This window comes from Anaerotignum sp. MB30-C6, from assembly GCF_030908465.1.
Taxonomy (GTDB): domain Bacteria; phylum Bacillota; class Clostridia; order Lachnospirales; family Anaerotignaceae; genus Chakrabartyella.
On record NZ_CP133078.1, the window covers coordinates 2,978,676 to 2,999,423 of the forward strand.

Consider the following 20,748-nt stretch of genomic DNA (forward strand, 5'->3'; position numbering starts at 1 on the left):
TAGATTTGTTGATCAATAATCCTAATTATTTATAGACAACATTAGTAGTTTATCATAAGTTTTTTCTCTTTGCAATAAAAAATCAAAAAAAGGTTTTATCATTTATCAAATAGCCCCAAAGTCTTTTCCCAGATAGGTAATCTTTCCATAAACTCATGGTTGTTTTGGGTCTTTTTCATCAAGTCATAAAAACCTTCTACCATCTCCATCTGGCTCATGGTAGCTGCCATTCTACGTAGGGTAAAATTGCATTCAAGCTCTTGATCTGTAAGGAGCTTTTCTTCCCGTCTCGTGCCCGATTTAATAATATCCACAGCAGGGAAAATACGGCGTTCGGAAAGACGTTTATCCAACACCAATTCCATATTACCTGTGCCTTTAAATTCCTCAAAAACCACTTCATCCATTTTGCTGCCTGTATCAATCAAGGCCGTTGCCAATATGGTCAAACTTCCGCCATATTCAATATTTCTTGCAGCACCAAAAAATCTCTTTGGCATATACAATGCGGCAGGATCCAAACCACCGGAAAGGGTTCTTCCGCTGGGGGGAATGGTCAGGTTATAGGCCCTTGCTAATCTTGTCAGGCTGTCTAATAAAATAACCAAGTCCTTTCCTTGTTCCACCAAACGCTTTGCTCTTTCCAAAACCATTTCTGTCACACGCTTATGATGCTCGGGCTGTTCGTCGAAAGTGGAATAAACAATTTCAACATTTTCTCCTTCAATGGAACGCTGAATGTCCGTTACCTCCTCTGGACGTTCATCAATCAAAAGAACAATTAAATGTACTTCTTTATGGTTTTTTGTAATAGCATTGGCCATCTGTGTCAAAAGCACAGTTTTACCCACCTTGGGCGGCGCAACAATCATCCCTCTCTGGCCCTTACCAATGGGTGCACAAAGGTCAATAATCCTTCCTGAAAGCTCTTCCCTTCCTACTTCAAGGCAAAGCTTCTCCTCAGGGTAAATGGGTGTTAAATCTTCAAAACTAGGGCGTTTTGCTGCCTGATCCGGCTGATCTCCATTCACAGACCTCACAAATAAAAGGGCCCCAAACTTTTCTCCATCTCTGGCAGTACGGATATTCCCCCTTACTGCATCCCCCGTCTTCAAATTAAAACGACGAATTTGTGAAGGAGATACATAGATATCCCCAGCACCGGGTAAAAAGTTCTGTGTTCTTAAAAAGCCAAACCCATCAGGCATTACTTCTAATATACCCTCACCAGGCACACTGTTTTCCATCACAGCAGTCTTTTCGTCCTTTTGTATATTTCTTTCCCTATGGCTAGTCTCTTCTTCTTTCGCCTCAAGGTTTGCTTCATTTTTTTTCACTGCTTCTTGACCGTCTGGCAGAGAAAAACCATAAGCAGTCACACGCTTAACTGCCATTCCTTCTGCCTGAGACTGCTTCTCCATAATTTTATCAATTAATTCACTTTTTTTAAGGGAGGAAATGGACTTAATGTCCATTTCCTTCGCCATATCTCTTAGCTCTGCCAGAGTTTTTTTCTGCAGATCGTTTCCCATCTTCTATTCTCCTATCTTTTATCATCTAGGAATGATCAACTTTGTTCCAACGTCGATGGTATCTGTTTCCTTTAAATTGTTTGCATCTAAAATTTTCTGATATTGTGCACCGTTACCCAATGTCTTTTGTGCAATACTCCAAGCCGTATCGCCCTGTACCACCACGTATTCTTTTCCATTTCCAGATGCACTTGCATCGCTTCCTGTGGTGTTGGATGTAGTTGTAGAAGAATCTTCAGTATTTTGGCCTGCTTCACTGCCAGTGGTACTTTCTCCTGGGCTATTGCCCTGCAAGTTCGCCAACTGTTCTTCCAGCTGCATCTTTTCAAGCTGTACTTGTTCATACTTGCTGCTCAACTCTTGGCTGGCAGTCACTTGGTTCTGTGCTTCTTCTAATTTACTGCCTAGGCTAACGCACTTGAAAATTAAGAATATAATTAATACTAGCCCAATTACCCCTAGAATTATACTTAATTTATTTACACCACCACGGTAATCATCTTCATCGTCATAGTCATCATAAAGACTATCCAAATGCTCCTGCTTTGCTTTCTCTTCAAAATCCAAGTCTTCATAACGTCCTCTACCCACAGAGGCAAAGTCGTCAAAAGCATCCTCTTTCTTTGATTTTTTACGCTTGGAAGGGTTAGATGTCTGGTGAGATACTTCCTCCACCATTCTTGATTTTTTACGAGCAGGCATAACACTTACATACTGAATACCATCTTCATACTCGTCCTGTTCTATTTTATGCCCTGTAGATGGGGTATTATTCGTATCCTCCATAGGATTGCTTCTTGCACGCCGAGAAACATATCTGGTAGGGTCACCCTCCTGCTGAGGTGCTTTTCTAATTTCATTGATTTCATTGCCTACTTGCTGCATTCTAGCTTCCCTAACTTCTTCAATGTCTTCTCTTGAAGGGCGTCTTCTGGAGCGACTCATCTCAGTATTTCCATCCTTGCCCATTAAAGGGTGGGTTTGCATCAAAATATCCACGACTTCCTTGGGTAAATCATTATACAAATCTTCGTAATATTCTTTGTCATTATCACCTATACCTCGGGAACCCGAGTTTGTATTACTATTTTTATCACTGCTCATAGTTAACCTCCGCTGGATTGTGAACTCCTATTTTTGCTCATAAGAATCACATTGTATCTTATTATTTTACATTCTTCCTGGAAAAGTGTCAACATAACTAGAAATTTTTCAAAAAAATGTAATAAATAAAAGCAAAAACAGCCACCGGCTCCCCGGTGGCCATTCTTAATCTTATTTTACTTTAACCCAATGACTGTATTCACACCGTTGGCTTCTGTAACATATTCTAAAGAAATAGTATCTCCAAGCTGCTTTTTCAAAATACCCAAATATTTCTTAACATCCACTTCAAAGAGTTCGTCGCTGCCATCCAACATCACATAATAGAAGGTGTTTCCTTCAGCAACAACATCTTTCATCATGGTAATTGTACCATTCACCTTCAATGCCTTGCTGGTATCTACGGTATCAATGCCACTGCCCGCCATCAAATTACGATATGCCTTTTCACATTCTGCTACCGTATCCCCGATGGCAACGATCTGGTATTTCTGAATATTTACCATGGCATATTTTTTAACCAAACCTGCTGCATCCTTCAAGGATAAGAAATATGTGGGCTCATCAGCGATGTTCAACAAAATCGGAAAGGTTGCGGTATAGCCTAAGTGCTGAACCTGACCCTCTGCCGAAGACATGGCCGACATTTCCTTGGCACCAGAAATCTGATAATATCTGGTTTCTTTTGTTCTTGAATTCATCAATACGAAACCAACGTTAGACTCGTCACCACCAATGGAGGTTACACCGGTATATACCCAAACATCATCCTCCAAGGCAATATAGTTATACCCTTCGGTACTCTTTAAGCATTCTCTTTGACCAAAAACACTGTTAATGAACCCTTTTTTCAAAGTACCGTAATAATCATACTGCTCAATCAAGAGGTTTGCATCATAAACCTTGTCAATCCAGCGGGGAACATCCGCAACCGCAAAATATTGGTGCTCACCGTTCACAGCATTAATGACAATAGCCCCAGTAATGTCTGTACCACCAAACAAACCAATGGTTTTATCTTCAACGGCACATACCCAATAAGGAATTCCGTTTTCATCTACTTCAAAGTTGATACTACGCAACATAGCTGTAGGGTAACGGAAACGTGCATAACGGTAAAGGTTTCGGCCAAAGTGTTCAAAGGGTGAATATTTCAAACCTTCTTCCAACCGAACCAAATCAACGTCCTGGGTTGTCATATCTATTTTAATATAGGCAGGGATACCTGTCTTACGGTTGGTAACCCACTTAATCAAATCCCCATAACGAAGGGGTGTTACACGCACAGGCTTGTTTTGATAATTAATTTGGTTAAAATATGGGCTAACCTCATACTGAGAAACCATATCCACCATGCTTCCCATCTCTCTTTCAGCAAGCCTTGAAGCTGAGTCACTATCTAAAATGGGAATTCTGTTATAGTCCACTTCATGAATATCTGTGGCAAAGTCACCAGTTTCTACGGTCAAAAGCTTATTATAGTCTGATGCCCGTAAAATTGGAGATGATATCAAAGTACCACCAAAATAAATAACACATAGGATAATTGGAATGATCAATAATTTCTTGATAATCTTTAGATTCGTTGCCCGCTGGGGGCTGGTTCTATCCAGAAAAACCGCACGGAAAATAGTCCAAAAATTAATTACAACCCCTACCACTACAACGGCCACCATAAACATCCAGCAATCACGAGAATGAATATTCAACGGTGGTAAGTAGTAATAATACATGCCTGCCCAGGCAAGAACAGTAAGAATCATTGGAATAAGCCGCTTTTTCAACACAGCCATCACTCCTTCTTCACAAAAATTAATAGAACTGGCGTTATTACCCTCTTTACATCTTGCCGCCAATTCATTATACTATACTATATTTCACATAGATTGTATAGTGGAAATCTAACCACGACCCGTTTTTCTAATGAAAAGATAAGGAAGTGATTAATATGAAAATTGAACGTGTTAGCGAAAACCAATTAAAGTTAACTCTTACCAGAGCGGATTTGGTAGAACGGGACTTAAAACTGGAAGATTTAATTAATCCTTCGGAAAAAACCCAAAAATTGTTCCGTGATATTATGGAACAAGCGCTGGATGAATATGACTTCATCAACGAAACCACCCCCCTAATGGTGGAAGCCGCTCCCGTTGGCGTTGACGGTATCATGATTATTGTTACCAAGATTGATCAAAAAAGCAAAAACGAGAACCCTATGGACCTTTTATCGAAAAATAGAGAAACCCATAAATGGAAAAAGAAGTCTATAGATATATTTGAAGCAAAAAACAATAATAATGAAGATTTACTCATTTTCTCCTTTGAAACTTTAGATGATGTTATTCATGCCAGTCTGCGCTTAGACGACTGCTATCGAGGTGAAAGTGAATTATTTAAAAGCAACGAAAGATTTTTCCTCGTTTTGCAGGCGGATACATATACCGCCGATGAAAACAATGATTGCATAGAGCTAATATTAGATGAATTCGGTCAAAAACACATTTCCACATCACTAGCGAAATATTACCTATTGGAACACGGAGAAACAATGATTAAGGAAAATGCCGTTGAAACACTGGCAAAAACCTTTGCTGATTAAAAAGAAAGTCCCTGGGATGAAAATTCCTTAGGGACTTTTTTTGTTCGCTTTAGCTTGAAAAGCCACCTGCTCTACAGGAAGTAGGGGAAGTTCTGCTTTAGCTGTAAGGTTTCTGCATTTTCCTCGTGATAAAGGTAGGGCTTTTGTCTTAGGAATTTCAATCAGCCCCCATCTATAGGGGCATGATAAACCACCAGCTTAGCTGGTGGGATTTAATCAATTTTTATTTCTTTCAAATAACGATATAGGGGTATTAAATCCTTCCAGTCTTCAACCAGCTTTTGGCACAAATCCCGTTTAAATATAATTCCCTCTATTTGCTTTGTTTCAATCAGGGCAAAACTTTTCTTGACATACCAGTTGGAAATTTCCAAGGGCAATCCTGATGGGTCAACTTTTTTATAGTCCTCCCCCACCAAAACAAACTTGCCTTTTTTTTCGATGCCCCTAATAATATCACAAAAAACCTCAGGTCTGGTTTCTATTTTCTTGCGAAATGCCTTCATATATGCCGGTGTGGCCTCATAAAACCCCATGCCATGGGTATAACCTTCGGGGGTTAATTCAAAATAAAAAGTAGGGCGTGTTTTCCATGTGGTTCCCCCAGCCGCAGGTTCCTTAAAAACCACCCATCGGCACGCACGGTATGGGCTTTTATCTTTAGAATATCGAATATCCCGATTGATTCTTGAAACCGCCCAACCTAACTTCTCCTTCGTGCTGTCCTCAAATTTCTCTGCTACATCCACAGCGAAGTGGTCAAAGGGACTTTTTAATACTTCTCTATATCGCTCTCTGTTTTGATCCATCCATTCTTTGTTATTATTCATTCTGATTTCCCACAAAAAATCTATGGTTTCAGGAAAAAAACCAGTAAACATCTGCATATTCTCAACTCCTTATTTCAGCAATTATATCATAACCTATTTCCGATAGATACAAGAAAAGTATAATTTAAACAGAAAAACTATGACCAAATCACGGCCATCCGCTAAGGTAATTTGAGTGGGCCGCCCCTATGAAGGGCTTAAAACATAAAACCCTTATTAGCCTTTTACTCTCACATGTAAAGCCAGTGGTTTTTACCGCATTAAACCCAAACAATAAAAAAAAAGGCGGACATAAACGTCCGCCAAATTGTTTTTATTACAGAAGGCTACCAAATGACATGAACAATGGTGCAAATACCAGAGATACAACTGTCATCAGCTTAATTAAAATGTTGATGGAAGGACCAGAAGTATCTTTGAAAGGGTCACCTACAGTGTCACCAACTACGGCTGCCTTATGAGCTTCGCTGCCCTTACCGCCGTGGTTGCCTTCTTCGATATACTTCTTCGCATTATCCCATGCGCCGCCGGCATTGGACATGAAAATCGCCATCAATACGCCTGTTACCAAGGAACCAGCCAACAAACCGCCCAAAGCTGATGTACCCAAAAGCAACCCAACAACCAAAGGTGCTGCAACTGCCATGATACCAGGAACCATCATTTCTTTTAATGCTGCTGTTGTAGAAATTTCAACGCATTTTTTGTAGTCAGGTTTTGCAGTACCTTCCATAATGCCAGGGATGCTGCGGAACTGACGTCTTACTTCTTCAATCATTTCGAATGCCGCTTTACCTACAGACTGCATTGTAAATGCAGAGAAAAGGAAAGGAAGCATACCACCGATGAACAAACCAATGATTACTCTAGGCTCAAGGATAGAGATTTCTGTCAAACCAACAGATTCTGCGTAGGACACGAACAGTGCCAACGCTGTCAAAGCAGCAGAACCGATGGCGAAACCTTTACCCATAGCTGCTGTTGTGTTACCAACTGCATCCAGCTTGTCTGTAATGTTTCTTACAGAATGGTCCAAACCACTCATCTCAGCAATACCACCAGCATTGTCAGCGATAGGGCCGTAAGCGTCAACTGCTACTGTAATACCTGTTGTGGAAAGCATACCAACAGCCGCCAAAGCGATGCCGTAAAGACCAGAAACAGAGTAAGCTATAAAAATACCAATTACAATTAAAACAATGGGAATAGCTGTGGATTCCATACCAACAGCCAAACCGCTGATGATTGTTGTTGCAGGGCCTGTTTCAGACTGATCCGCAATTTTCTTTACGGATTTATAATCGCCGGAAGTATAAACTTCTGTGATAACACCAATCAAAAGACCTACAATCAAACCTGCAACAATGGCAATACCCGCTTGCATGTTCCCAAAGAACAAATAACTCAAAACAAAAGAAGCAATTGCAACCAAAACCGCCGCAGAATAAGAACCTGTTTTCAATGCTTTGTGAGGGTTGGAGTTTTCATCGCCCTTAACAAAGAAACTACCGATAATGGAAGCCAAAATACCAACTGCTGCCAACACTAAGGGGAATACTGCGCCTTCCACCTGGAAGTAAAGAACACCCAAAGTGATTGCGGAAATAATGGAACCAACATAAGACTCGAAAAGATCCGCACCCATACCTGCAACGTCACCTACGTTATCGCCTACGTTATCTGCGATAACTGCAGGGTTACGAGGATCGTCTTCTGGGATACCAGCTTCAACCTTACCTACCAAGTCAGCACCAACGTCAGCAGCCTTTGTGTAAATACCACCGCCAACACGACCGAATAAAGCGATAGAAGATGCACCCAAACCAAAACCAAATAAAATGTTTGCATTTTGGGTTAATACATAAATTGCACCAACACCTAACAAGCCAAGGCCAACTACGGACATGCCCATTACAGCACCGCCGCTAAATGCGATAGAAAGGGCTCTATTCATACCGCCAACTCTAGCTGCGTTTGCAGTTCTAACGTTTGCCTTTGTAGCAACAGACATACCGAAGTACCCAGCAAGGGTAGATAAAACTGCACCGAACAAGAAGCAAACTGCTGTCATCCAGTCTACGCCAAAGCCGATTAAAACAAATAATACTGCTGCAAAAATAACTAAAATACGGTACTCTGCCTTCAAGAAAGCATTTGCACCTTCTCTGATGGCAGCTGCAATTTCTACCATACGTTCTGTACCTTCTTCTTCGCGGTTAACTCTGCCCGCAAGAACAAAGGCGAACACCAGCGCAAGTACACCAAATACAGGCGCCAAGTACATCAAGTTTTCCATGATTAAATCCCCCTGTTTCTCTTTTGAATTGATATTAAATTATAGTTATTATTTCCACCCGATCAAAAAATCGGAATAACAAAACCCGACCGCCACAATATGAACTCATGAGCAAACGATTGTCCGTTAATAAAATGACAAAGGCACCGCCCTATCGTCTGCTATGGTTAGCCCTGTCCCTAGCAGAGTTGAGTGCAGTATCCGCTGCATGCATTCTTGCTTTAGCCTCATTCTGTCCCACGCACTAGTATAAACGATTTGTTTAATAAAAATCAACCCTTTCAACCGTACATATCCATAATTTTTCAAAAAATTTTGCTAAATTCGAATAATTTTATGCATAAAAATTAAAAATACAAAAAAATCTTCTAAATTTCTACAATATTTATAAAAAAATAACGTGATGAAGGGATTCATCACGTTATTCATTCTTATGCTGTGCATAATAATTCTGCAACCAAAGGTAAGGTGATTACAGATAAAATTGTAGAAACAAAAACATACTCCGATGCACGCTTTTCGTCGTTCCCATAAAGCTCTGCAAAAGAGGGCAGCGCAGCAGCCGCTGGAGTTCCCATAAGAACCACCAAAACATTCAAGGCCATCCCGCCCAAAAACATCCCAGCAACTAACTTTGTCATGATGGGCATTACAATTAGTGTCAAGAAGCTAAAAAGATACACCACTTTGTCCTTAAATATCTCCCGCACATTCGCCGCCGCCAATAAGGTACCAATATAAAGCATAGATAAACAAACGGTTGTATTGGCAGAAAATAGTAATGCGTCATAAATTGGTGAAGGCAAAGCAATAGAGTTCACAAAACAGAAGACGCCGATGATTGCAGAAAGACAAATTAAATTTAAAAATGCCTCCTTCATCATCCTGCCAAAAGACTTCTTGTTTTCCCCTCCTAAGCCGAATAAGAAAGAGCAAGCAGTAAATAAAAAAACATTACATGTAAACATTACCGCCACACAGAAAATCAAGCCTTCTTCACCATACATTGCCATAATTAAAGGCTGTCCCATAAAGATAACGTTGCTGTAAACGCCTCCTCCAGAAAAAAGCCCCACCTGGCTTAGGCTCATTTTCTTCATCTTGCCTATGACAAAAAACATCAAAGCCCCAAGGCAACACACGAAAAAAGTTACGCCGCAAGTCTTTAAAAATCCCATGAAAATTTCAGTTGAATACTCTCTCTGCATCAATATGATCATATTACATGGAACTGCTACACGGGTTAATACAATGGATAATCCCTTTGCATTTGCCGTTGATAGGTACTTCATTTTTTGCAGAATAATCCCAATGATCATTAAAATGACCATAGTGAGTAACTGCAAAACAACAGGTATTGCCATAACTCTAACCTTCTTCCCTCTAGAACTTGGTGGCTCTCCTCCCCTTAATTGAGAAGAACACCACAAATCCCTAAAAAAGGATTCATTTTTATATTCTAAACGATAGGAATTATCTTTGCAATGTTTTCTTTTGACTAAATACGACTTTTCAAACCTAGCCTTCTAAAAATAAAAATGGCTAACGTTGCCATGCTCCAGCCAAAAAATGCTCCAACCAAAACATCCGTAGGAAAATGAACACCCAAATACAGACGACTAAAGCCCATGAGAGAGGCAAAAATAAATGCAATGATGCCCCATTTTTTATTCATGGTGTAAATTGCCGTAGCTGCAGCAAAGGACGCCGCAGTATGACCCGAGGGAAAGGAATAGTCCCCAAGATGGGCCACCAAGACTTCATAACCCAGCAAATCATAGGGCCGAACCCTTGCCACCATTGGTTTAACCAGCACATTGCATAATAAAGCATTTAAGGCCAAAGAAAGTCCCAACAAAAACCCCCATGTCCTCCATGGGTACTTTCTGTTCCCTAGTAAAAGAAAAATAGCCGTTAGGGCAATCCAAACGAATCCTACATCTCCCAACTTCGAAATAAACATCATCGGTTTATCCAACCATGGACTGCAAAAAACATCTCTCAACCCCGTTAAAACTTCAATATCTAATGATTGCAACCACGCCATAACTTCTGTATTAACCCCCAAAAAATAAACTCTCAACTAAAATTTTTGTGCCTATTAAAATTAACACAACGCCACCCAAAATTTCAGCCTTTGCTTGAAGTTTGTCTCCCAAACATCTCCCAGCCCATGCACCAAGACAAGAAATCACAAAGGATACAATTCCAATGACTATTGCAGCATGGAGGATGTTAATATCAAGTATTGCAAAACTTATCCCAACTGCCAATGCGTCAATGCTGGTGGCAACCGCTTGCAAAATAAGCATTTTATTCGTGAGGATACTTTCGCATTTGGCTCCATCTTCATCGCCCTTTAAGCTTTCACGAATCATATTCAGTCCAATAATGAGCAATAAGATAAACGCAATCCAATGATCTACCGCCTCTATGTAGGTTTTTACACTACTGCCCAATACCCAACCAATCACAGGCATTAGAAACTGAAAGCCACCAAAATAAGCAGCCTGTCTTATTGCATCCTTTTGTCCAAACCCTCTTACACAAACCCCGTTAGAAATGGATACCGCAAAGGCATCCATAGCCAAACTCACCGCAACCAATAAAATTGTAACAAATTCCAAAGTCGTTTCCTCCAATCTTTTGGTAAGGCAAAAAGCCTTCAGTGGTGTAAATATAACACAGCCTCTTTTCATGGTCAACAAATAAAAAGCCTAGTGTCCACTATATTATTAAATTTTATGACAGTCGAAACGTAAAAGTACATACAGTTTTTCTTATCCTTCTTCCATGTAATAAACTCAGTATTTACAAATATAAAAATTTTATGAATTCCTCCTTTAAAAATTAAAAAAAGGGCTGTTGCTGATAAAACAGCAATAACCCTTTTTTCAATAACGATAACTCTCTTCTGTTGTCCTTATCGGGATAAAACATACTTATAAATTTTCGCCCTATGAAATGCAATACCAACTACAACAAAAATGGCGAAACCTGAAAACCCTTGAATTATATTTTCCGGAATAGACACAGCTGCTACTGCGAAGCTGCTCTTCAAAATACCGCCGCCAATAAAATATCCAAAAACCATCCAGATGATTCCTAATACCGATGCCAGCATATTCCGATAAGTAATGAATTTCTCGTTTTTCTCGGAAAAAGATGCAACCTTTCCGATTAAATATCCCATAATCCCTTTGATGATAAAGGTAAATAATGCCCAATGCGCATAGCCACTTAAAATATCTGCCAAAGCAGATCCAACACCACCGGCAACCATACCATATCTGGCACCAAAGAATACACTAATCAGCAATATCATGCTATCGCCTAAGTGAATATAGCCTTGGGTAGCCGAAACGGGTATTTGAAATATCATGGTGCTTACGGCAACCAGGGCCACCAATAACCCTTGAATACATACCTCTTTTGTTGACATTTTCATTGTGTATCACACCCTCCTATTTGTTAATAAAAGGTTATCATATGTCGTCTTTTCTGACTAGATACTCAAGGGTAAAAAACAAGAATTGTAGGGGTACACTTTCCATTATTGTATGGGTACACTTTTTGGGGCAAAAAAAGAATGGAAGTTACAGGGCTCGAACCTGTGACCCTCTGCTTGTAAGGCAGATGCTCTCCCAGCTGAGCTAAACTTCCATGCTTAAGCAAAATTAATATTTTATTCTTGACCCGTAAGGGAATCGAACCCTTGTTTCAGCCGTGAGAGGGCCGCGTCTTGACCGCTTGACCAACGGGCCGAAAAAGCTAATAGCGGAGGAGGGATTTGAACCCCCGACACTGCGGGTATGAACCGCATGCTCTAGCCAACTGAGCTACTCCGCCACAAGTCGACCCGTTAATTATACCCATTCCGCTAAAAGTTGTCAAGACTTTTTTTCCTTTAATTTTACTGCCCTCTGTTTATGTACAAAACCTCGTTTGGTTTTATCATGCCTAACTGCTCTCTTGCAATTTGCTCTATGTAGCTATCACTATTATAATACTCCTTGCGGTTTTCGTACTCTTCTTGCTTTTGCTGTTCGTCTTGAATTTGGGATGCAATCTCCTGCCGCTCCTGTCTAATCAACTCATAAGCCTTGGCTTGGCTGGCAATGCCAAACCCTACGGCGCAAACGAAAACACTTAAAAATACACGAACAAATATCTTATCCATTCTTCGTGTCTTTTTTACCTTTCTTTCTCTTGGCTCGCCCTTTTGCCTTCCTTTTTTGCTCATTGAGGTTGTCACCACTTTTCCGTTTCTTTCTTACTGCTATGCGCCAATCTCTCCTAATAGCGTTTAGTTTAATTTTTGCATAAAAGTTACAGGAATGCAATACTTTTTTCTTGATCTTACCGCAAAAACGCCCTGTTTTCCGCAAAGGTCTACGAATAACAAGATAAACCAATCGAAAAGGTGTCATTATTATTGTAAACAACAAAAAAAGGACTTTTTTCACCATGTAAATAACCCGATCACTAATGGCAAGCACCAAATGGCTTAACGTGAGAAAGTATAGTCCCATTCCTCCAAACATCCCTAGTATGGCAAAAAATCGGATTTCCCCAGCATTTGCCCCAAGCATAACGGCAAATACAAAAAAAATAGCAGCCAGCCAAAAAATCCCATCCTCCAACTGCACCCAAAGGCGTTTGTGAGGAATTATATGGCGGAAAACCCTTAGGCAGTCATAGACCAAGCCTAAGGCACCTCCCAATATCACAGTCAACAGAAACAACTGCGCCTGCCCCTGTAAAGATAGTATCATTACAATCTCCCCTTTTTATCGAAACAACTTCCCTAAAAAAGAATGTTTATCCGACAAAGCCCCATCAGAGTATGTAATACTATCAAATAAACCCTCTATGGTAACCTCCCCCTCATCCAGGTCCAGTTTGCCCATATGTAGCCCAGTCCCCTTTAACATCATCAATCCACATTCTGTCTCAAGCATTACCCCTTCCTCATCAAAAGATAATACCTCTAAAACACCACCCATGCGAATGCGTTCCCGCTCTTCCATGGATACTGTATGTCTGCTTCGCTTTTTGTCCTCTGCCATAACATAAGCCTCCTGCATTTTATCGTCTGCTAACAATATATGTCCGTGGCAAAGCTTTTAGACTGTATAAGAAAACACCTTTTGCACAAAGACAAAAGGTGTTTTTATATAGACCATACTATAGATGGAGTTTTCTTTTCTACCTGATCCAGTGGCAACGAATTTGCTTGTCATTTCTCTACTGCCTTTCTATCATTTTTGCTTCTTAGGGCTATATTCCAACACTTCACTTTTTAACATTGAAACCCTATCACTGGGTTAAACAGAACGATACATGGAGGTTGCATCCTCTTTGCGGGGAGACTCTTTTAGGCTTAACACTTCAACTTTTGTAGTGTTGCTGCCAAATTGAATCTCAATCACATCACCAATCTTCACTTCAACGCCTGCTTTTACCACCTTACCGTTGATCATTACCCTTCCTGCATCACAAGCCTCATTGGCAATTGTTCTGCGTTTAATAATTCTTGAAACCTTAAGGAACTTATCAATACGCAATGTACTTCCTCCCTCTTATGTTAATTAGTTTTAACCTTAATATAAGTAGTGCTTATTTCGACAAAATTCTAATAAAAGAAATGTGGAGCCTTTGCTTTTTCGAACATGTCGCACACCTTTATCTTAACTGGACCAATAAAAAATATAAAGCGCCCTTCTCACGAAAGGCGCGTTATCGGCAAACGATAATTATTTATTAATTGCATCTTTCAGAGCTTTTCCAGCTTTGAATCTGGGAGCTTTGGAAGCAGGGATAGGCATTGCCGCACCTGTCTGAGGGTTTCTGCCTTCGCGAGCCGCTCTTTCTGCAACATCAAATGTACCAAAACCTACCAACTGTACTTTACCGTTGTTTGCAAGTTCTTCTGTTACTACATCTTCAAATGCTTTCAGAGCCTTTTCAGCATCCTTTTTACTCATTTCTGCCTTTTCCGCGATAGCCGCTACCAAATCAGATTTGTTCATTATAAATTCCTCCTCAATATAGTTCATTAAGTGTAATTTGGATCTCAATCAGATAAAGTCTTGCCTTTTGCTTCATCCCACAGCAAATCCATTTCTTTCAGAGTCATTTCAGAAAGCTTCTTTCCCTCTGAAAGGGCTGAATTCTCAACATACTCAAATCTATTTATAAACTTTTTAGTGGCTTTTGTCAAGGCAAACTCTGGATTTATTTTTAAAAACCGAGAGATATTCACCATTGCAAACAAAATATCCCCAAATTCTTCTTCTTCCGTGCCTAAGCCCTGTTCTACGGCCTCTGTCAGCTCCTCTATCTCTTCTTTTACCTTCTCCATTGCTCCGCCTGTTTCATAGAAATCAAAGCCTACGCTTGCCGCTTTCTTCTGCACTTTTTGGGCACGGGTTAACGCTGGTAGCGCCATAGGAATTTGCTTCATAGCCTCACTTTGAGTGGTGATCTGCTTTTCCTCTTTTTTTAATGCTTCCCAGTTCATCAAAACTTCATCCGCAGTATTTGCTTCTTTATCTCCAAAAACATGGGGGTGGCGGTAAACCATTTTTTTGCATATCCCCTGAATCACATCTTCAATGGTAAATTGACCTGCTTCTTCTTCAATTTCAGCGTGAAAAACCACCTGCATTAAAAAATCCCCTAGTTCTTCTTTTAAGTTTTCCATGTCTTTTCGCTCAATTGCGTCGACAGCCTCATAGGCCTCCTCCAACATGGACTCTCTTAAAGATTCATGGGTTTGTACTCTGTCCCATGGACATCCGCCCTCACCACGCAATCTTTTTATAATATCCACCAAATCCCCTAAACTGTACTTTTTATCCAAAATTAAAGCCTCCAATCAATCAAAAACTTGCCATATAATGTCTCCCGTTGCCTAAAAACCCAATAACTTTTTGTCTATTATGCCCCAGAAAAACAGCGTTTTTTCGCTTTTGTCCCCATCATTTTTGTGTTATGATAATTCTATCAAAAAAAACCGCCAAATGAAAGCGGCAAAAACACAGTAGAGAAAGGAAGTTTGCCTCATGTTTCGTATCGTTGATAAAAGAGAGTTAAACAGTGCTGTAACTCTCCTGGAGATTGAAGCTCCCTTTGTAGCAAAAAAAGCACAAGCCGGTCAATTTATTATTTTTCGTGTTGATGAGTTTAGCGAAAGGGTTCCCCTTACCATTGCAGACTATAACAGAGAAAAGGGTACCATAACCATCATCTTCCAAAAAGTGGGTCTTTCCACCAACCTTCTTGCAGCAAAAGAAATCGGAGATAGCATTTCTGATTTCGTTGGTCCTTTAGGTGTTGCAACAGAACATGAAGGTATGAAAAAAGTTGCCGTTGTAGGTGGCGGTGTTGGTTGTGCCATTGCATATCCTCAAGCAAAAGCCCTGCATAATCTGGGTGTAGAAGTTGATGTAATTGCTGGTTTTAGAAACAAAGATATTGTTATTTTGGAAGATGAAATGAAAGCGGCATCTACAAACTATTACTTAATGACCGATAACGGAACACAAGGCGAAAAAGGCTTTGTTACCGATAAGTTAAAATCCCTCATAGAGGCGGGTAACAATTACGATACTGTCATCGCTATCGGCCCTATCCCTATGATGAAATTTGTAAGCTTGACCACAAAACCCTTTGGAATTAAAACAGTCGTTAGTTTGAACCCGATCATGATTGATGGGACAGGCATGTGTGGCGGTTGTCGTGTTACCGTTGGCGGCGAAATCAAATTTGCTTGCGTTGACGGCCCCGACTTTGACGGCCATCAGGTAGATTTCGATGAACTGATGAACCGTAACTCCATTTATAAAGAAAGAGAAGCAGAGCTTACCAAAGACCATGCTTGTAGAATGGATAAAATGGCAAAGGATTTAATTCACTAAGGAGGAAAATGTGTCATGGCTAATATGAGTTTAGAAAAAATCAAAATGCCCGAACAGGCACCTGATGTTAGAAATAAAAACTTTGAAGAAGTATCTTTGGGTTATACCGCTGAAATGGCAATGGAAGAAGCAACCCGTTGTCTTAACTGCAAGCATAAACCCTGTGTAGCGGGCTGTCCAGTAAACGTTCGCATTCCCGAATTTATTACCGAAGTTGCAAAAGGCGACTTTTTGGCAGCGTATAAGGTAATCACTTCCACCAATGCTTTGCCCGCAGTATGCGGTCGTGTCTGTCCTCAGGAAAGCCAGTGTGAAGCAAAATGCGTTCGTGGCATCAAAGGTGAAGCCGTTGCCATCGGCCGTTTGGAACGCTTTGTTGCAGATTGGTATATGGCAAACTGCGACGAAACCCCCGAAAAACCCGTATCAAATGGCAAAAAAGTTGCTGTAGTTGGCTCTGGCCCTTCCAGCCTTGCTTGTGCAGGGGATCTGGCAAAAGCCGGTTACGATGTAACCGTTTTTGAAGCGTTCCATAAAGCTGGTGGTGTATTGGTGTATGGTATCCCTGAATTTCGCCTGCCAAAGAGCATTGTTCAAAAAGAAATTGATACTTTGGCTGCTTTGGGCGTAAAGTTCCTCACAAATATGGTAATCGGAAAAGTCCTTTCCATCGATGAAATCATCGATGACATGGGCTTCGATGCAGTATTTATCGGTACAGGTGCAGGTCTGCCTTCCTTTATGAATATCCCTGGAGAAGCTCTCGTAGGTGTATACTCTGCAAATGAATACTTAACCAGAATCAACTTAATGAAAGCATATCAGTCCCAGTATGACACCCCTATCCGCCAGAGCAAATCTGTTGCCGTTGTAGGTGGCGGTAACGTTGCTATGGATGCTGCAAGATGTGCAAAACGTCTTGGTGCGGAACACGTTTACATTGTATACCGTCGTTCCGAAGCTGAAATGCCCGCTCGTTTGGAAGAGGTTCACCACGCAAAAGAAGAAGGCATTGAATTCCACCTTTTGCGTAACCCCGTACAAATTTTGGACAACGGAAAAGGTCAAGTTAGTGGTATTGAGTGCCTTAAAATGGAATTAGGCGAACCCGATGCCAGCGGTAGAAGACGTCCTGTGGCCGTAGAAGGCTCCAACTATATCATCGACGTTGACACCGTAGTTATGTCTATCGGCACCTCCCCGAACCCACTGATTAGAAGTACCACAAAAGGGTTGGATACAAACCGTAAAGGTTGCTTAGTGGTAAACGAGGAAACCAATCAGACAACAAGAGAAGGCGTGTATGCTGGCGGCGATGCCGTAACAGGTGCCGCAACGGTAATTCTTGCAATGGGTGCTGGTAAAACAGCGGCAGCTGCCATTGATGAATACTTAAAAAGTAAGTAATTCTCCTAGTTTAGAAAATTTTAAAATTGATACAGAAGAAATATATTAGGGTATCTCCCACTTGGGTGATACCCTTTTTCCTCGAACAATTAATCTTGTAGACACATTTCAACAAACGCAGTGGGGTGTTGAATCATCTTTGCCACTTCTTCCACAGAGTATCCTTCTGCGAAATAGCGCCTAGCTATAACGGCCATAGACTCTCCGATTTCAATCATATGATGATCAGGGTCATAAATCCGTACCACCCTTTGCTGCCATTCATATTTTTTAGGAGGATGAACATAATTAATATTTTCAAACCTGTCCAGCTTCTGCAAAAATGCATCAAAGTCCTCAACCTCAAAGTAAAGCTCCATATTGTTAGACTTTTTCAAAACGGAATCCTTCTCTACGTTTGCAAGCCAGGCAAAGTCCTCCTGAATTGCAAATCCACCGCTAAAAGTAACATTTTTCCCCAAGTCAAGAACGACTTCTTGTAGAAAAAGTTCCTTATAAAACTTTTTTGAGACTTCCACATCTTTAACGGCCAATAATGCTAATTGAAATTTCATCATAAACCTCCTTTTTCAGTTCGTTCGTCCTAAACTGCTCCATAAAAGAATTATACCAAAAAGTGAATAAGTACAACATACTATCATAATTAAAAAAATAAAATATATATCTTCTCCCCTTGCCATCTGCCCCAAGCCGTAAAAATATATCCCGCTTTTTTGTCATATTCCAAAAAAAGCCCTCATTGCCCGTATTTCCAATATTCCTTCTTGGCGAACCCTCACTCTTCTGCTATAATCTATACAGACGAATTTTCGAACATTTTAATTCTAATAATAAAGGAGGCTCCTAATGAAAATCAAAATCCTTGCAATGGGTTCCATCGGGACAAACTGTTACGTAGTTTCTGACGATGCAGGCAACACTGCCATCATCGACTGCGATGGTGACCCCAGACCCTTGTTTTCTTATATTGCAGAAAATAACCTTAACCCCACCCATATTTTACTTACCCATGGCCATTATGACCATATTGGTGCCGTGGACTTGGTAAAGGACAAGTACGGATGCAAAGTTATTGCAGGAAAAGATGAGATGCCTGTATTGACTGATCCTGCCATCAACTCTTCATTATACTGCGGTGGTGAATTTATTATTATCCCAGATGAACTCGTATCCGATGGCGATATTATAACCGTAGGGGATTTGAAATTCCAAGTGATGTTTACCCCAGGCCATACAGTAGGTAGCCTTTGCTTTATTTTGCAAGATAATATCTTTTCAGGCGATACCCTATTCCAAGGCTCTTGTGGCAGAACAGACTTGGCAACGGGAGACTGGAATACTATTTTGCGCTCTTTGAAACGCTTGAGAAACCTTCCTGGTGATTATTCAGTGTTCCCAGGCCATGGTCCCTCTACCACCTTGGGCATTGAAAGAATGTCTAATCCCTATATGTAAGCAAAAGAACCCTGTGCCCCCTTTTTTGGGGGACGGGGTTTTTCTATCACAAAGGAGGCTTTCAAAATGAAATGTATCCTTTCTCTAGATCAAGGCACAACCAGCTCCCGCTCCATTTTGTTTAATCAATTTGGACAAGCAGTTTGCACCTCCCAAAAAGAGTTTAGTCAGTTTTACCCCAAACAAGGCTGGGTAGAGCATGATCCCATGGAAATCTGGCAAACCCAACTGGAAACCGCCAGAGAGGTTATAGAAAAAAAGGGAATCTCCGCCGAAGATATTAGTGCCATCGGTATTACCAACCAAAGGGAGACCACAATACTTTGGGATAAACGAAATGGTCGCCCCCTTCATCATGGTATCGTTTGGCAATGCCGTCGAACCGCTCCTTTTTGTGACGAATTAAAGGAGAAGGGCTATACCGACTTTTTCCGTGAAAAAACAGGCTTACTCCTTGATGCTTATTTTTCCGCCACAAAAATAAAATGGATTTTGGAAAATGTACAGGGTGCAAAGGAATTGGCGTCAAAAGGCAACTTGCTCTTTGGAACCGTAGACACTTGGCTGATTTGGAACCTAACGGGAGGTCAAGCTCATGCTACCGATTATTCCAACGCCTCCCGCACCATGCTATTTAACATACACACTCTGTCTTGGGATACAGAAATCTTGGATTTATTAGAAATCCCTACTAACATTTTGCCAGAGGTTGTTCCATCTTCAGGTGTTGTAGGTCATACAATCCCCGCTCTTTTTGGTGCTTCTATTCCCATTTCTGGTGTTGCTGGCGACCAACAGGCGGCCTTGTTTGGACAGGCTTGTTTCTCCCCGGGAACGGCAAAAAATACCTATGGTACAGGTTGCTTCTTGCTGATGAACACAGGAGATATCCCCGTCACCTCCAAAAACGGCTTACTCACCACAATTGCCTGGGGTCTAGACAATAAGGTAACCTATGCTTTAGAAGGCTCTGTTTTTGTTGCTGGTGCGGCAATTCAATGGTTGCGAGATGAATTGAAAATGATTTCCTCCACAGGGGAAACGGAAGGCCTTTGCCGTTCCGTAGAGGACACCTGCGGTGTCTATTTGGTTCCTGCATTTACAGGTTTGGGTGCCCCATATTGGGACCCCTATGCAAGAGGGGTGTTGACAGGGCTAACAAGAGGGGCAAATCGTGCCCATATCGTTCGTGCTGCCGTAGAATCCATGGCTTATCAAACCTATGATGTTCTCCATGCCATGGAGCAAGATGCAGGAATTCCCTTGGCTGAGCTTCGGGTGGATGGCGGTGCCGCTGCCAATACCTTTTTGCTCCAATTTCAATCGGACATTACGGGTGTTTCCGTTTTACGCCCCTCCACTTTGGAAACCACAGCCCTTGGGGCTGCATATTTAGCAGGTCTTGCTATAGGCTATTGGAAAAGCATCAAAGAAATCAGAAGAAATTGGCAAGTTTCTTGCGCATTCTCCCCCAAAATAACAAAAGAATCAGCAGAAATAAAATATATGGGATGGAGAAACGCCGTAAATCAGGCACTTTCCAAGAATCCATAAAACTATATGTAGTTATTTTCATATTTTTTATTGCAATGAAACACAATAT

Annotated in this window: 21 protein-coding genes and 3 tRNA genes; 5 read left to right on the top strand and 19 right to left on the bottom strand. The window is 41.0% G+C overall.

Features of this window, described 5'->3' with window-relative positions:
- Positions 1-98: 98 nt before the first annotated feature.
- The 3 genes from rho to RBQ60_RS14665 form a co-directional block, all read right to left on the bottom strand.
- Complete coding sequence (gene rho / locus RBQ60_RS14655; RefSeq protein ID WP_307884412.1) at positions 99-1,532, bottom strand: transcription termination factor Rho; 1,434 nt, start codon at positions 1,530-1,532, stop codon at positions 99-101.
- A gap of 21 nt (positions 1,533-1,553) precedes the next feature.
- Positions 1,554-2,636, bottom strand: coding sequence for a LysM peptidoglycan-binding domain-containing protein (locus RBQ60_RS14660; RefSeq protein WP_307884414.1), 1,083 nt, complete (start codon positions 2,634-2,636; stop codon positions 1,554-1,556).
- Positions 2,637-2,812: 176 nt separating this feature from the next.
- Positions 2,813-4,429, bottom strand: a complete 1,617-nt coding sequence (locus RBQ60_RS14665) for a CvpA family protein (RefSeq protein ID WP_307884416.1) — start codon at positions 4,427-4,429, stop codon at positions 2,813-2,815.
- Positions 4,430-4,584: 155 nt separating this feature from the next.
- Between RBQ60_RS14665 and RBQ60_RS14670 the strand changes: the two genes are divergently transcribed.
- Positions 4,585-5,235 carry an adaptor protein MecA gene (locus tag RBQ60_RS14670; RefSeq protein WP_307884417.1) on the top strand — a complete coding sequence of 217 codons (651 nt, stop codon included), beginning with the start codon at positions 4,585-4,587 and terminating at the stop codon, positions 5,233-5,235.
- Positions 5,236-5,447: 212 nt separating this feature from the next.
- Here the strand turns inward: RBQ60_RS14670 and RBQ60_RS14675 are convergent, their stop codons facing one another.
- The 15 genes from RBQ60_RS14675 to mazG all read right to left on the bottom strand — a co-directional run bounded on the left by RBQ60_RS14675 (position 5,448) and on the right by mazG (position 15,226).
- Complete coding sequence (locus RBQ60_RS14675) at positions 5,448-6,122, bottom strand: DUF2461 domain-containing protein (RefSeq protein ID WP_307884418.1); 675 nt, start codon at positions 6,120-6,122, stop codon at positions 5,448-5,450.
- Between the two features lie 259 nt (positions 6,123-6,381).
- Positions 6,382-8,361: a sodium-translocating pyrophosphatase gene (locus RBQ60_RS14680; RefSeq protein WP_307884419.1), complete on the bottom strand. Its 1,980-nt coding sequence runs from the start codon at positions 8,359-8,361 to the stop codon at positions 6,382-6,384.
- A 431-nt stretch (positions 8,362-8,792) separates the two neighbouring features.
- Entirely contained in the window at positions 8,793-9,725 is a 933-nt protein-coding gene (locus tag RBQ60_RS14685; protein ID WP_307884420.1) for an AEC family transporter, read from the bottom strand.
- A gap of 134 nt (positions 9,726-9,859) precedes the next feature.
- Positions 9,860-10,408, bottom strand: coding sequence for a phosphatase PAP2 family protein (locus RBQ60_RS14690; RefSeq protein ID WP_307884421.1), 549 nt, complete (start codon positions 10,406-10,408; stop codon positions 9,860-9,862).
- A gap of 10 nt (positions 10,409-10,418) precedes the next feature.
- Complete coding sequence (locus RBQ60_RS14695) at positions 10,419-10,988, bottom strand: manganese efflux pump MntP (protein ID WP_307884422.1); 570 nt, start codon at positions 10,986-10,988, stop codon at positions 10,419-10,421.
- A gap of 296 nt (positions 10,989-11,284) precedes the next feature.
- Complete coding sequence (locus tag RBQ60_RS14700; protein WP_307884423.1) at positions 11,285-11,809, bottom strand: ECF transporter S component; 525 nt, start codon at positions 11,807-11,809, stop codon at positions 11,285-11,287.
- A gap of 142 nt (positions 11,810-11,951) precedes the next feature.
- Positions 11,952-12,024: transfer RNA gene (locus RBQ60_RS14705), tRNA-Val, on the bottom strand.
- Positions 12,025-12,053: 29 nt separating this feature from the next.
- Positions 12,054-12,125: transfer RNA gene (locus RBQ60_RS14710), tRNA-Glu, on the bottom strand.
- Between the two features lie 11 nt (positions 12,126-12,136).
- Positions 12,137-12,210, bottom strand: a tRNA-Met gene (locus RBQ60_RS14715).
- A 64-nt stretch (positions 12,211-12,274) separates the two neighbouring features.
- Complete coding sequence (locus tag RBQ60_RS14720) at positions 12,275-12,541, bottom strand: FtsB family cell division protein (protein WP_307884424.1); 267 nt, start codon at positions 12,539-12,541, stop codon at positions 12,275-12,277.
- Positions 12,534-13,136, bottom strand: coding sequence for a spore cortex biosynthesis protein YabQ (gene yabQ / locus RBQ60_RS14725; RefSeq protein WP_307884425.1), 603 nt, complete (start codon positions 13,134-13,136; stop codon positions 12,534-12,536). The genes RBQ60_RS14720 and yabQ overlap by 8 nt, the downstream gene beginning before the upstream one ends.
- A 15-nt stretch (positions 13,137-13,151) precedes the next feature.
- Positions 13,152-13,430 (bottom strand): sporulation protein YabP, encoded by a 279-nt coding sequence (gene yabP / locus RBQ60_RS14730; RefSeq protein ID WP_307884426.1) that lies wholly within the window; start codon positions 13,428-13,430, stop codon positions 13,152-13,154.
- Positions 13,431-13,688: 258 nt separating this feature from the next.
- A complete protein-coding gene (locus RBQ60_RS14735) occupies positions 13,689-13,928 on the bottom strand; it encodes an RNA-binding S4 domain-containing protein (protein ID WP_307884427.1) in 240 nt (79 codons plus the stop codon).
- A gap of 189 nt (positions 13,929-14,117) precedes the next feature.
- A complete protein-coding gene (locus RBQ60_RS14740) occupies positions 14,118-14,393 on the bottom strand; it encodes an HU family DNA-binding protein (protein WP_307884428.1) in 276 nt (91 codons plus the stop codon).
- Positions 14,394-14,437: 44 nt separating this feature from the next.
- A complete protein-coding gene (gene mazG / locus RBQ60_RS14745; RefSeq protein ID WP_331654213.1) occupies positions 14,438-15,226 on the bottom strand; it encodes a nucleoside triphosphate pyrophosphohydrolase in 789 nt (262 codons plus the stop codon).
- Between the two features lie 202 nt (positions 15,227-15,428).
- Here mazG and RBQ60_RS14750 point away from each other — a divergent pair, with 202 nt between their 5' ends.
- Positions 15,429-16,283 carry a sulfide/dihydroorotate dehydrogenase-like FAD/NAD-binding protein gene (locus RBQ60_RS14750; RefSeq protein WP_307884429.1) on the top strand — a complete coding sequence of 285 codons (855 nt, stop codon included), beginning with the start codon at positions 15,429-15,431 and terminating at the stop codon, positions 16,281-16,283.
- A gap of 15 nt (positions 16,284-16,298) precedes the next feature.
- Positions 16,299-17,690 carry an NADPH-dependent glutamate synthase gene (gene gltA / locus RBQ60_RS14755; protein WP_307884430.1) on the top strand — a complete coding sequence of 464 codons (1,392 nt, stop codon included), beginning with the start codon at positions 16,299-16,301 and terminating at the stop codon, positions 17,688-17,690.
- A gap of 89 nt (positions 17,691-17,779) precedes the next feature.
- Here the strand turns inward: gltA and RBQ60_RS14760 are convergent, their stop codons facing one another.
- Positions 17,780-18,247: a VOC family protein gene (locus RBQ60_RS14760; protein ID WP_331654214.1), complete on the bottom strand. Its 468-nt coding sequence runs from the start codon at positions 18,245-18,247 to the stop codon at positions 17,780-17,782.
- A gap of 289 nt (positions 18,248-18,536) precedes the next feature.
- On the opposite strand from RBQ60_RS14760, the gene RBQ60_RS14765 reads away from it, so the two are divergent.
- Both RBQ60_RS14765 and glpK read left to right on the top strand, forming a co-directional pair.
- Positions 18,537-19,145: an MBL fold metallo-hydrolase gene (locus tag RBQ60_RS14765; protein WP_307884431.1), complete on the top strand. Its 609-nt coding sequence runs from the start codon at positions 18,537-18,539 to the stop codon at positions 19,143-19,145.
- Between the two features lie 66 nt (positions 19,146-19,211).
- Positions 19,212-20,699, top strand: coding sequence for a glycerol kinase GlpK (gene glpK / locus RBQ60_RS14770; RefSeq protein ID WP_307884432.1), 1,488 nt, complete (start codon positions 19,212-19,214; stop codon positions 20,697-20,699).
- Positions 20,700-20,748 lie beyond the last annotated feature (49 nt).